Here is a 12631-nt window from a genome sequence, read left to right on the forward strand (position 1 = left end):
CCAATCACCCCCTTTCTCCCAATCATCTAGGCAATCTCCGCGCGCATGAGCCTCGTCAAGAAATTCGCCACAGTTGCGTCCGGCACGCTGATGAGCCGCGCGCTCGGCTTTGGCCGCGAAATGCTGATGGCGGCCGCACTCGGCACTGGGCCGGTGGCGGACGCCTTCAACGCCGCGTTCCAGTTTCCCAACACGTTCCGCCGGCTGTTTGCCGAGGGCGCGTTCAACGCCGCCTTCGTGCCGCTGTTTGCCAAGGAGATCGAGACCCACGGCACCGACGGCGCCAAGCGCTTTTCGGAGGAAGTGTTCGGCGTGCTGTTCTCGGCGCTGCTGGCGCTGACCATCGTCATGGAACTGGCGATGCCGCTGATCGTGCGCTATCTGGTGGCGCCGGGCTTTGCCGACACGCCGGGCAAGTTCGAGACGACCGTCCTGCTTGCGACGATCATGTTCCCCTATCTCATCTGCATGTCGCTCGCGGCCATGATGGCCGGCATGCTGAATTCGCTGCGCCGCTATTTCGCGGCTGCCGTCGCACCGGCCTTCCTCAACATCATCCTGATCAGCGTGCTCGGTTACGCCTGGTACCACGGCATGGATGCGCATGATGTCGGCTTCAGCCTGTCCTGGGGCGTCCTGGCGGCGGGGTTGGTGCAGCTCGCCATCGTCTGGATCGCGGTGCGCAATGCCGGCATCGCAATCGGCTTTCGCCGGCCGAAGATGACGCCCAACGTCAAGCGGCTGCTGATCCTGGCGCTGCCGGCGGCGATCACCGGCGGCATCACCCAGATCAACCAGTTGATCGGCACGGCGATCGCCTCGGCGCAGGACAGCGCCGTGTCCTCGCTTGCCTATGCCGACCGCATCTACCAGCTGCCGCTCGGCGTCGTCGGCGTCGCGGTGGCGATCGTGCTTTTGCCGGAACTGTCGCGGGCGCTGAAGTCGGGCAATCTGGTCGAGGCGGCCAATCTGCAGAACCGCTCGGTCGAGTTCACTTTGTTCATGACCTTGCCGGCGGCGGCGGCCCTCTGGGTGATGTCCGAGCCGATCGTGCGGTTGGTCTATGAGCGCGGCGCCTTCGCAGCCAACGGCTCGACGCCGACGGTGGCGGCGATCCTGGCGATCTTCGGCCTCGGCCTACCGGCCTTCGTGCTGATCAAGGCCTTCACCCCCGGCTACTTCGCCCGCGAGGATACCCGCACGCCGATGATGTTCGCCGCCATTTCGGTCGGCGTGAACGTGGCCACCGCGCTGACGCTGTTTCCGACGATGGGTGCACCCGGCATTGCCGTGGCATCGGCTGTCGCCGGCTGGGTCAACGCTATGATGCTGCTTGCAGTGCTGATCCGGCGCGGCCATTGGGGGCGCGATGTGCCACTGCTCAAGCGCATCCCGCGCCTGGTGCTGTCGGCGGCGGTCATGGCGGCAGCACTCTATTTCGCCGAGCATTGGCTGGCCGTCAGGCTCGGCCCCGGCTCGCCCTTGGTGATCAAGGCGACGACGCTGCTGGCGCTGGTGGCCGGCGGCGCCCTGCTCTATTTCGTCACCGCCTTTGCCACAGGCGGCGCCGATTTCGGCATGATCCGGCGCAATGTGAAACGCGGATCGGGCAAGGTGCCACCCGTTAAGGAACCGTCTCCAGATCCGTAAGGCGGACCGTAGCGACTCGCTCGGCAAGCATCAGTCGTCGCCAGACAATTCGTCGTAGACCGAGCGTGGCAGGGGTTCGCGAGCCTGCTTGCTAAGTTGGATTCCGAACTCGGCGCGAAGCCGTGCCGCTGTCTCCAGCGGCATCTCGCGGGCGTGTGGGCGCTTGGGCGCGCTTTGCTCGTCGTCGTCAGCTGCGAGAGGCATCCATCTTCTCATTATCTGCAAGACACATCCCACCATATCATGAATGTCGATGTCGGCGCCGCCCCTCATTGCCCTGCCGGGCATTTCTCCCCGTAAACGGGGAGAAAGAAGCTGGGCGGGCGCTTGCGCCTCCCTGGCAACGCTGGTGATGGCGAAATCGGCGACGGCTGCATCTTTCTCCCCGTCAATATACGGGGAGAAATGTCCGGCAGGACAATGAGGGGCGGCGCGGACCTGTCAGGCCGAGATACAGACCCAACAAGCGTGATACGAACAAAACGAACAAGTAGTCCGCCTGAAACAGTTGCTCAGGGACCATCCCCCGCCTCTTGATCCTCTCCACGCCTTCGTCCATAAGCGCGCCGTCGCAAGACTTTCGCCGCGTGCGAAACGGCCCTCCACAAGCCATGAGGAACCCATGACCGCCTTCAAACAGCTCGTCTTTTCCGGCGTCCAGCCGACCGGCAATCTGCATCTCGGCAACTATCTCGGCGCCATCAAGAAATTCGTCGCACTACAGGATACATCCGACTGCATCTATTGCGTCGTCGACCTGCATTCGCTGACCGCGCAACTCGTCCATGACGATCTCGCCGACCAGACCCGCTCGATCACTGCGGCGTTCCTTGCCTCGGGCATCGACCCGAAGAAGCACATCGTCTTCAACCAGTCGCGGGTCATGCAGCATGCCGAGCTTGCCTGGATCTTCAACTGCGTGGCGCGAATCGGCTGGATGAACAAGATGACGCAGTTCAAGGACAAGGCCGGCAAGGACCGCGAGAATGCCTCGCTGGGCCTGCTTGCCTATCCCTCGCTGATGGCGGCCGACATTCTGCTCTATCGCGCCACCCATGTGCCGGTGGGCGAGGACCAGAAGCAGCATCTGGAGCTGACCCGCGACATCGCGCAAAAATTCAACAATGACTTTTCGAGCCGCATCGCCAGCCTTGGCGTCGGCGTCGAGATGCAGGTCGGCGAAGAGACCGTGAACGGCTTTTTCCCGATCACCGAACCGGTCATCGGCGGCCCGGCAGCGCGCATCATGAGCCTGCGCGACGGCTCCAAGAAAATGTCGAAATCGGACCCGTCCGACCTGTCGCGCATCAATCTGACCGACGATGCCGACACCATCTCGAAGAAGATCCGCAAGGCCAAGACCGACCCGGAGGCCTTGCCGAGCGAAATCGACGGACTGGAAAGCCGCCCGGAAGCGGAAAACCTGGTCGGCATCTATGCCGGGCTGGCCGAGATGTCGAAGGCCGACGTGCTGAAGGAATTCGGCGGCCAGCAATTTTCCGTGTTCAAGCCGGCGCTGGCTGACCTTGCCGTGGAAAAGCTGGCGCCGATCGCCGGCGAGATGCGCCGCATCGAGGGCGACCGCGCCTATGTCGATGCGGTGCTGAAGGATGGCGGCGAACGAGCCGGGGTGCTGGCCGAGACCACGATGAAGACCGTGCGCGACATTATCGGCCTGCTGCAGGGCTGAGCCTAGAGCCGGATGATTTCAGGTCGAATCGACCTGAAATCTGAATCCGGCCCTAGATCAAAGAGATAGAGCATGATGCCTGGACAAACGGTTTCCCGTTTGTCCGAGAAAACCGCTTCACACTTTTCGGCATCATGCTCTAGCCGTCACAGTGCACTGCACCACACTGGCACAAGGCCGGCGGCTTGCCGCCGGTCTGCCGTGGTGGCAGATTGCGGCCGAAAACACATCGAGTAGATAGACATGGTCTCCAAACGCCTCAGTCGCGAAGCCGGCCATCGCAGGAAATTCCTGACGATCATCGACGACACGCCGGAGTGCGAGCGCGCCGTCGCCTACGCCTCGAAGAGGGCGCAGAGCACCAGCGGCACGCTGGTGTTGCTCTACATCATCACACCGGACGATTTCCAGCACTGGCTGGGCGTCGAGAAGATCATGCGCGAGGAGGCCAACGCCACGGCGCGCGCGGCGCTGGACGGCTATGCCAACAAGGTGCGCCAGAAGCTCGGCATCGAGCCCGAAATGGTGGTGCGCGAAGGCAAGCCGACCGAAGAGATCCACAAACTGATCGAGGAAGACCAGGATATCGCCATCCTGGTGCTGGCGGCAGGCGCCGGCAAGGAAGGTCCCGGACCGCTGGTCGGCGCTGTCGCCGGCAAGGGCGCGGCCTTCCCTATTCCGGTCACAGTGGTGCCGCAGAATTTGTCGGACGAGGAGATCGACAGCCTCGCCTAGAGCATGATGCCGAAAAACGTGAAGCGGTTTTCGGATAACATCAAGCTCTTCGATTTAGAGCCCGCCCGGGATTCATTCCCGCCAGCAAAAACATTCCGCCAGCCAGCCCTTTGAGCGATGCGTTTCGCTTGAATGTCCAGCCAATTGAGCCTATTTAGAATTATTCCAAACTAGCTGCCCGACTGGGGCACGGAGACGGCCATGTTCATCCAGACCGAATCGACGCCGAACCCGGCAACGCTGAAATTCCTGCCCGGCAAGGAAGTGCTTGTTGAAGGCACCGCCGACTTCCGCGACGCCGACAGTGCCGCGAGCGCCTCGCCGCTGGCCGGCCGGCTGTTCGAGATTCCCGGCATCACCGGCGTGTTCTTCGGCTATGACTTCATCACCGTGACCAAGGATGGCCCCGACTGGCAGCATCTGAAGCCGGCAATCCTCGGCGCCATCATGGAGCACTTCATGTCGGGCGCGCCTGTCATGGTCAATGCCGGCCCCGCCGCCGAGACCAGCCAGACCGGCGAATTCTACGACAAGGCCGACGAGGAACTGGTCATCACCATCAAGGAACTGCTCGACACAAGGGTGCGCCCGGCGGTTGCCCAGGATGGCGGCGACATCACCTTCCGCGGCTTTGAGAACGGCACTGTGTTCCTGCACATGAAGGGCGCCTGCGCCGGTTGCCCGTCGTCGACGGCGACGCTGAAGCACGGCATCCAGAACCTGCTCCGCCACTTTGTGCCGGAAGTACAGCAAGTCGAACAGGTTTCCTGAGAGTTTCTCAGCGCACATCCTCCGCCAGTGCCGTAAAAAACAAAAAACCGGGCCAAATTGCCCGGTTTTCTGTTTGGGACGTCCGTTGTTGCCTAGACGGTCCGCGCACGAACTGTAATCACATCACAATGACCTTGGCGCCGACCGACGTGCGGTCGTAGAGGTCGATGATATCCTGGTTCATCAGCCGGATGCAGCCCGACGACATCGCCTTGCCGATCGAATTCCATTCCGGGCTGCCATGCAGGCGGTAGCCCATGTCGCCGCCCTTGTTAAACAGGTACATGGCGCGCGCGCCGAGCGGGTTCTTCAGGCCCGGCTCCATGCCGCCGGCAAACTTGGCCAGTTCCGGCTGACGCTGGATCATCTGCCGCGGCGGGGTCCAGGTCGGCCATTCGCGCTTCAGCGCGATGTGGGCGGTGCCGTGCCATTCAAAACCTTCGCGGCCGACGCCGATGCCGTAGCGGATCGCCCGGCCGTCGCCTTCGACGAAGTAGAGAAACTTGTTCTGCGTATCGACGACAATGGTGCCCGGCTTTTCCGAGGTGTCGTAATTCACCTCCTGCCGGTGGTACTTCAACGGCACTTTCTCGATCGGGATGCGCGGCAGCTGATAGCCTGCATCGTTCACCGCACCGTAGTTGTTGCTGAAGAGCTGCGAGCCGATCGTGCTGCAACCCGAGATCGCGGTCGACAACGCAAGTGCAGCGACGATTGCAAATGACTTCATGCGCATGAAATGGTCCGATGCCCCGCCCAGAATCGAGCGGCACGTTGCGGCCGCTTTTCCTGAAATCATTCATGCTGGCATTTGCTTTGCTTGCCAAGCGCGCGATGCCTATATGCGAGACCTTACCTGCTGGTAAGCCGTCCACTATGGCATTTCGGCAACAGGGGTCACGGGATTGTGAAGGAAAAACAATGGGCGGTCCTGTCGGATGGCCCGGAATCGAGGAACCACTATGAATGTTGGCGATGCCGCGGTGCGGTCCGGCCTGCCGGCCAAGACCATCCGCTACTATGAAGAGATCGGCCTGATCGCGCCGGCGCGCGCCGGCAATGGCTATCGCGATTATTCCAGCGACGACATCCACCGGCTGGCCTTCCTGCGCCGCGCCCGCAACCTCGGCTTTTCAATCGATGATTGCCGCCAGTTGATGGCACTTTATCGCGATCGCAGCCGCGCCAGCCACGACGTGCGCGAGATCGCCGCCGCCCATGTCAGTGCGATCGAGGAGAAGGTGCGCGAGCTGCAGTCGATGCGCGCGACCTTGCAGAAGCTGATCCACGCCTGCCATGGCGACGACCGGCCGGACTGCCCGATCCTGGACGATATTGCGGGATCGGCGCCGGCTGGAGACAGGCCGGCCTCGGCCACGGCTTGAAGGACTGGGCGCCGGGCGGTTTCGGCGCTTCGCAGGGAGGGCGATCCAGCGATGATGTCGGCAACCGTTGAACTGCGCACTGTCGAGGGCACGCAGGCCGCGATGGGCTGGGCCGGCGGACATACGGTGGTGGTCGACCGGCCCGAAGGCAAGGCCGGCGGCATGGGGCTGGGCTTCAACGGCGCCCAGATACTGGCGCTGGCGATCGGCGGCTGCTTCTGCAACGACCTGCGCTATGTCGCCGAGGAGATGGGCGTTGGTCTGGGAAAGATCGCCGTCAGCGTGACCGTGAACCTCGACGGCAAGCCGTTGCTGGCGACCTCAGCCACGATGACCGTTTCCTGCGAAACACTGGACGGTTCAGATCCCCGGAAGGTCATCGACAAAGCCGGTGAGATTTCCGCGATCAGCAACTCGCTGCGGCGGGGCGTGCCGGTGACGATCGAGGTGGCCTGAAGGCATGCCCCAGGGTTGATAGGGTGCCGCTATGGTATGGAACGGGGCCGGTTCGGGCCGCCATGGCTGGGTGGCGCACGAAAGCTGACTTCGGTAGGTCTAATATCTCGTTTGACTAAAATACGGAACGTCCAATGGACAAGAACGGAACCAAAGCGGTTACATCAGACCTTTGCGTTTACGGCGCAAGACTTTAGTCCTGCCGTCTTATAGCTAAGAACGGAAGTTGATTGGCACGACATAGGGCCGCCCCGGATTAATACCAGACCGCACCCAGACCAAATATGGTGCGATCGCGGAACGCTCGGATCAGGTCGTCGCGCCAGCTTTGTCAACCGGATAATCGCCTAATGGGGCGCTGATGCTGGGATCAAAATCCGAAAGCGACTGCCACCTTCAGACGAACGAGTAAGAAGCAGACCTAGCTTGAGGTAGGCTCAAACTCGTCTCTGACTTCCTTCCAGAGCAAGAAATTGAATGGCCACACTCTGAGATACGGGATCAGCTTTTCTCGCGGCATAGCCGCAAGAAGAAGGGTGGTCAGAACTGGAAACACACAGGACAGAAATGCTACAAACGCTATCGGCATCATCGCTACCACAACGAAGCCACCGACAATATGCGGCCAAGTACCCTTCTCGGCTACGATTCCCGCGCTAGCAAGAAGGCCAATCCCCAGCAAGATGAGGCCTATCGTAGCCAACGATACGAGCAGCGCGGTGAGTGTGGTTCTACGCTTCATGGTTTGCATCCCCCAGTAGCCTATCTCAAGCGTAGCGGGGATCAATCGGCAGGGCGGCGTTTGTAAAGTACATAATCCCCTTTTGGGAGGCGATTATGTACCTTACAAACACGGGAAGGATCGCGCGAGCGAAGGCGCCTGATGCGGTAGCAAGCGACGGACATGAGAAATGTGGGGTTTGCTCTGGGAGTTCTATGCGACGCCCGAATGCTTTGAGATTCGACTCTTTCGGTTTCTGCCAATCTATCGGCTGAAAGCGACGAACATCGTCGCCGCCCACGTCATCGAAGGTCGGTTCAATTTCGCCGCTATCTTGAATCTGGGCTCACATCCTTGGAATACCGTCAGCATCGTCAATCGTTGGCCTCGGAAGGTGGTCTTAGTCGAAAAACGGTGGTGGCCTCGGTTCCTAGCGATCACGCCGAAAAACCCGGATGAGTTCGCAGCGATGCTAGTCCGCAAGGTCTAGCGCCGGGACGCTCTTTGGCTTGTGTGTTCGCAAAGTACATAATCGCCTACATAAGACAGGTTCAAACCGTGAACAAAATCTGGCATGGTGGCTGCCATGCCGATCATTTCCCCGATTCCCCTCAATCCCCTGATCGACGGCCGCCAGTCGGAACGCGCCATACTGGTGCGGCGTGGCGTGCAGCGGCTGTTGATGCAGATGGGAATGCATATGCTGCCTGAACTGTCGCTGGCCACGGGCCGGCGCGCCGATCTGGTGGCGCTGACCCGGCAAGGCGACATCTGGATCATCGAGATCAAATCCTCGATCGAGGATTTTCGCGTCGACCGCAAATGGCCTGACTACCGGCTGCATTCCGATCGCTTCTTCTTCGCCACCCATCCCGGTGTGCCCTCAGAGATTTTTCCCGAGGAATGCGGTTTCATCCTTTCCGACGGCTACGGTGCGGAAATCCTGCGCGATGCGCCGGAGCACCGCATGGCGGCGGCGACGCGCAAGGCGCTGATGCTGCGCATTGCAAGGGCGGGTGCAGCGCGGCTGCTGGCGGCGGAGCTTGCGGGCGTGGCTGTGCCGGCGCTGGAGGGGGAGAGCGAATAACCGTGCGCCGGGCCGACGGTGGCGCGTCCCGCTGGTGCCCGACCATGGCTTCGCGCAGGCCCGCCGATCCATTGAGAGAATTTTTTGACCTGCACCGATGATTTCCGATCACCTCGGCTGTCCTGATCAGTAGGCGCGTTGGATGGTCCGGCGGCCGGAAAGAGAGGTGATCCATGGGATCGTTGCAAGGTCAGAATGTCGTCGTCGTCGGAGGCAGCCGGGGCGTCGGCCGCTCAATCGTGGAGGCTGCGCTTGGCGAGGGCGCGACAGTGCTTGCCGTTGCTCGCGGTGCAGCGGCGCTGAAGGAACTCTCCTGGGAGACATCAGGTGTGAAGACGCTTACGGTCGACGCCACCGACGAGACCGCACCCGATGCGGTTTTCGCCGCGCTCGAGCCGGACGTGCTGGTGATCTGCGCCGGCGCCCTTGCTCCGTCCGCGCCCGTCCAGGATCAGAGCTGGGAGGACTTCTCGGTGAACTGGGAAGTGGACGTCAAAGCGTCGTTCCTGTTCTGCAAGGCCGCGCTCCAGGGCCGGCTGAAACCAGGCAGCCGGGTTGTGCTGATCTCCAGTGGTGCAGCCTTGACCGGCGGACCGCCGTTCGCCGGCGGGTATGCAGGCGCAAAACGCATGCAGATGTTCCTGGCCGGTCATTGCCAGAAGGAATCGGATCGGCTTGGACTGGACCTGCGCTTTATGGCGCTCGCACCGGCCCGCATCATGCCAGGGACCGGCATAGGCGATGCCGGGCTCGATGGCTTTGCGGCCTATTTGGGCATTCAGCCTACGGACGTCCTCGCGAGCATGACCGACATGCAGACGCCGGCCGATGTCGGCCGCGCGGTGGTCGCGCTCGCCACAGGCAAATCGGAAGGCAGCTCCTTCGCCGTCAGCGGCAGCGGACTTGCGGCAGCGGCGTGAGGCGCGCACGATGCCAGGCAGCTTCAGCACCGCAGGCTCCTCCATGACAGACGCTCTTGGCCCCGTTGAGCCCCTGGGGCGGCCGATCCTCGATCGACTGGCCTTCGAGCGTTTGACGGCGGCCCACCGCCGCGAGCTCAAACTCCATTGCTATCGGATGATGGGCTCGCTGCATGAGGCAGACGACCTTGTCCAGGACACTTTGCTGAGGGCGTGGCGCGGCAGGTCGCAATTCGACGGCCGGGGCTCGGTGCGCGGCTGGCTCTATACGATCGCCACCCGCAGCTGCCTCAACGCCATCAAGGCGAGGTCGACGGCGCATCGCACTCTCCAGCAGCCCGGACGACCTGAGACCGACGGGCGGGCCACCGGCGGGCCCGCCGCCGAGTTCACCTGGCTGGAGCCGTATCCGGACACAGAGCTTCCGGACCTCGTTGACGACGAGCCCGGTCCGGAAGCGCGCTACGAAGCCCGTGAAGCGGTGCAACTCGCCTTCGTGGCGGCGATCCAGCTTCTGCCGCCCAGGCAGCGGGCCATTCTGCTTCTGTGCGATGTGCTGGGATGGTCGGCTGTCGAGACGGCGCAATTGCTGGGCGGCTCGACCGCTTCGATCAACAGCGCCTTGCAGCGGGCCCGCGCAACGCTGGGCGAGCGATATCCTCAGGGGCGTCCGCAGCAGCGGTCACGGCCCAACCGGCAAGAGGCGCTGCTGCTCGAGCGCTACATGCAGGCCTGGCAGGCGGCCAAGCTCGACGGCCTGATCGAGCTCTTGAAGGAAGACGCCACCTACCACATGCCACCATGGCGGGAATGGTACCGGGGACGCGAGGCGATCCATGCCTTCTTCGAGACCGTCTGGGGCAATTTTTCGGGCTACCGCACGGTGGCCATCGGAGCCAACGCCCAACCGGCGGTCGGCGTCTACGCACGCAGCCATCAGGATCTATTGTGGCGCCCGCATTCGCTGCATGTCATCGAAGCTGCGGACGGCAAAATCGCCTCGCTGACGATCTACGTGCCGCCGCTCGGACCCGAACTGTTCGCGGCTTTCGGCCTGCCGCCAATCTAGTCTTCGTCAATCTCCCCCACGGCCGGCGCCATCAGCAGCACGGCAGCGCCGAGCAGTGCGGCGATGAACGAGCCTGCCAGGATGCCGACCTTGACCGCGTCCTGCAGCGCCACGTCGTTGGCGAAGGCGAGCAAGCCGATGAACAGGCTCATGGTGAAGCCGATGCCGCACAGCAGCGAAATGCCGATCATGTGCAGCCAGCCGGCGTTGACCGGCAGGTCGGCGAAGCCGAGCCGGATCGCCAGCGCCGACGAGCCGAAGACGCCGACCAGCTTGCCCAGCACGAGGCCGGCGGCAACGCCGAGCGTCAGCGGCTCGACCAGGGCAGCGGCGCTGAGGCCGGCCAGCGACACGCCGGCATTGGCAAAGCCGAAGATCGGAATGACGATGAAAGGCACGATCTTGTGCAGACCGTGTTCGAGCCGGTGCAGCGGCGAATGGTCGAGATCGTGGCCGCTGCCGGGAGACACTTTGAGCGGGATGGCGAGCGCCAGCGCAACGCCGGCCAGCGTCGCATGGACGCCTGATTTCAGCACCAGCACCCACAGGATGGCGCCGAGCACGAGATAGGGCGTCAGCGTCGTCACCCGCATGCGGTTGAGCACGACGAGCACCGCGATGACGGCGAAGGCGGCGCCAAGATAGGCGAGCGATAGTCCGCTTGTGTAAAAGATGGCGATGATGATGACGGCGCCGAGATCGTCGATGATAGCGAGCGCGGTGAGAAAGATTTTCAGCGACGCCGGCACGCGATTGCCGAGCAGCGACAGCACCCCGAGCGCAAAGGCGATGTCGGTGGCGGTCGGGATCGCCCAGCCGGAGAGCGCGGCCGGATTGTTGCGGTTGATGGCGACATAGACCAGCGCCGGGACCAGCATGCCGCCGGCGGCAGCGACGCCCGGCAGCACGCGGCGCGGCCAGGTCGAGAGCTGGCCGTCCAGCATCTCGCGCTTGATCTCCAGGCCGACCAGCAGGAAGAACACCGCCATCAGGCCGTCATTGATCCAGTGCGAGAGGCTGAGCGGGCCGAGATAGGCGTGGAGGGCGGCGAAATAGGTTTCGGCCAGGGGCGAATTCGCGACGATCAGCGCAAGCGCCGCCGCCACCATCAGGATGATGCCACCCGCCGCCTCGCCATCGAGGAATTCGCGAAGGATGGATTTCGGCCGCTCGTCGCGCATGTTTCCTCCGTTATCGGGTTTCCCCGTGGCCTTAGCGATGATGCGCAAAGGTCGATGGCAGGGCAAGCGCAACTCTTTCCAGCGTTGGCGCCGCCCCTCATTGTCCTGCCGGACATTTCTCCCCGTATAGTGACGGGGAGAAAGGGGCAGCTTCAGCCTAGCCGTCGTTTCCTGCAACGCCGGCGATTGGCGAAACCAGCGATGAGAGCGCCCCTCTCCCCGTCTCTATACGGGGAGAGGATGCCGGCAGGCAGGTGAGGGGCAGCGTTGACGTTCGGCAATTGGCGGCCTGCGCGCGTGAACCTCAGCGCGGCGCGCGCTTGGCCAGTATCCGCTGCAGCGTGCGGCGGTGCATGTTCAGCCTCCGCGCGGTTTCGGAGACGTTGCGGTCGCACATTTCGTACACGCGCTGGATGTGTTCCCAGCGCACACGATCGGCCGACATCGGGTTTTCGGGCGGGGCGGCGCGTTCGCCGGCGGTGCGGGTCAGGGCCGCAAACACATCGTCGGCATCGGCGGGCTTCGACAGATAGTCGATGGCGCCGAGCTTCACCGCCGTCACCGCGGTGGCGATGTTGCCATAGCCGGTGAGGATGACGGTGCGGGCATCGTCGCGCTTCTCGCGAATGGCGGCGACGACGTCGAGGCCGTTGCCGTCGCCGAGCCGCATGTCGACCACCGCATAGGCCGGCGGATGGGCGCGCGCCTTGGCCACCGCCTCCTCGACGCTCTCGGCCGTCTCGACCACAAAGCCCCTGGTTTCCATGGCGCGGGCCAGCCGCGTCAGGAACGGCTTGTCGTCGTCGACGATCAGCAGCGAGGTGTCCTCGCCTTCAACCATTGCGCCAATTGTTTCTTCGCCAGTCATCGTCTTCAAAAAATCCTGCTGCCTTAATTTTACGCAGATATAGTTCCTGAACGCCATTGTCCAATTTTGCCGGTCTCAGCCAGTGCATGACCCCGAAA

General features: G+C 62.9%; 14 protein-coding genes. 9 read left to right on the forward strand and 5 right to left on the reverse strand.

The features are described 5' to 3' along the window. The first annotated feature begins 45 nt into the window (after positions 1-45). On the forward strand, positions 46-1650 hold the full coding sequence (murJ, locus tag AC04SH_RS09460; RefSeq protein WP_488574800.1) for a murein biosynthesis integral membrane protein MurJ: 1605 nt from the start codon (positions 46-48) through the stop codon (positions 1648-1650). A 30-nt stretch (positions 1651-1680) separates the two neighbouring features. Here the strand turns inward: murJ and AC04SH_RS09465 are convergent, their stop codons facing one another. Then, the gene (locus AC04SH_RS09465; RefSeq protein WP_488574801.1) at positions 1681-1854 is read right to left on the reverse strand and encodes a hypothetical protein; all 174 of its coding nucleotides are present in this window, start codon (positions 1852-1854) and stop codon (positions 1681-1683) included. Between the two features lie 418 nt (positions 1855-2272). On the opposite strand from AC04SH_RS09465, the gene trpS reads away from it, so the two are divergent. The 3 genes from trpS to AC04SH_RS09480 all read left to right on the forward strand — a co-directional run bounded on the left by trpS (position 2273) and on the right by AC04SH_RS09480 (position 4846). Further along, positions 2273-3340: a tryptophan--tRNA ligase gene (gene trpS / locus AC04SH_RS09470; protein WP_488574802.1), complete on the forward strand. Its 1068-nt coding sequence runs from the start codon at positions 2273-2275 to the stop codon at positions 3338-3340. 243 nt (positions 3341-3583) lie between these two features. Next, entirely contained in the window at positions 3584-4075 is a 492-nt protein-coding gene (locus tag AC04SH_RS09475) for a universal stress protein (protein WP_023672856.1), read from the forward strand. A gap of 201 nt (positions 4076-4276) precedes the next feature. Beyond that, the gene (locus tag AC04SH_RS09480) at positions 4277-4846 is read left to right on the forward strand and encodes a NifU family protein (RefSeq protein ID WP_488574803.1); all 570 of its coding nucleotides are present in this window, start codon (positions 4277-4279) and stop codon (positions 4844-4846) included. A gap of 118 nt (positions 4847-4964) precedes the next feature. Here AC04SH_RS09480 and AC04SH_RS09485 read toward each other — a convergent pair whose 3' ends face one another. Next, the gene (locus tag AC04SH_RS09485; RefSeq protein WP_477233522.1) at positions 4965-5582 is read right to left on the reverse strand and encodes a L,D-transpeptidase; all 618 of its coding nucleotides are present in this window, start codon (positions 5580-5582) and stop codon (positions 4965-4967) included. A gap of 226 nt (positions 5583-5808) precedes the next feature. Between AC04SH_RS09485 and cueR the strand changes: the two genes are divergently transcribed. Both cueR and AC04SH_RS09495 read left to right on the forward strand, forming a co-directional pair. Continuing rightward, positions 5809-6231, forward strand: a complete 423-nt coding sequence (gene cueR, locus AC04SH_RS09490; protein WP_477233521.1) for a Cu(I)-responsive transcriptional regulator — start codon at positions 5809-5811, stop codon at positions 6229-6231. A 51-nt stretch (positions 6232-6282) separates the two neighbouring features. Further along, positions 6283-6687 (forward strand): OsmC family protein, encoded by a 405-nt coding sequence (locus AC04SH_RS09495; RefSeq protein WP_488574804.1) that lies wholly within the window; start codon positions 6283-6285, stop codon positions 6685-6687. A gap of 421 nt (positions 6688-7108) precedes the next feature. On the opposite strand, the gene AC04SH_RS09500 is transcribed toward AC04SH_RS09495, so the two are convergent. Beyond that, entirely contained in the window at positions 7109-7429 is a 321-nt protein-coding gene (locus AC04SH_RS09500) for a hypothetical protein (RefSeq protein ID WP_488574805.1), read from the reverse strand. 565 nt (positions 7430-7994) lie between these two features. On the opposite strand from AC04SH_RS09500, the gene AC04SH_RS09505 reads away from it, so the two are divergent. The 3 genes from AC04SH_RS09505 to AC04SH_RS09515 all read left to right on the forward strand — a co-directional run bounded on the left by AC04SH_RS09505 (position 7995) and on the right by AC04SH_RS09515 (position 10484). Beyond that, entirely contained in the window at positions 7995-8495 is a 501-nt protein-coding gene (locus AC04SH_RS09505) for an MmcB family DNA repair protein (RefSeq protein WP_488574806.1), read from the forward strand. 173 nt (positions 8496-8668) lie between these two features. Next, positions 8669-9415, forward strand: coding sequence for an SDR family NAD(P)-dependent oxidoreductase (locus AC04SH_RS09510; RefSeq protein WP_488574807.1), 747 nt, complete (start codon positions 8669-8671; stop codon positions 9413-9415). Positions 9416-9458: 43 nt separating this feature from the next. Continuing rightward, positions 9459-10484 carry an RNA polymerase subunit sigma-70 gene (locus AC04SH_RS09515; protein WP_488574808.1) on the forward strand — a complete coding sequence of 342 codons (1026 nt, stop codon included), beginning with the start codon at positions 9459-9461 and terminating at the stop codon, positions 10482-10484. Here the strand turns inward: AC04SH_RS09515 and nhaA are convergent. Beyond that, the gene (gene nhaA, locus AC04SH_RS09520; protein ID WP_488574809.1) at positions 10481-11665 is read right to left on the reverse strand and encodes a Na+/H+ antiporter NhaA; all 1185 of its coding nucleotides are present in this window, start codon (positions 11663-11665) and stop codon (positions 10481-10483) included. The two genes, AC04SH_RS09515 and nhaA, sit on opposite strands and share 4 nt — an antisense overlap. A 304-nt stretch (positions 11666-11969) precedes the next feature. Continuing rightward, positions 11970-12533, reverse strand: coding sequence for an ActR/PrrA/RegA family redox response regulator transcription factor (locus AC04SH_RS09525; protein ID WP_112560594.1), 564 nt, complete (start codon positions 12531-12533; stop codon positions 11970-11972). Positions 12534-12631: the final 98 nt, after the last annotated feature.

The sequence above is a fragment of the Mesorhizobium sp. CNPSo 4688 genome (genome assembly GCF_057784295.1).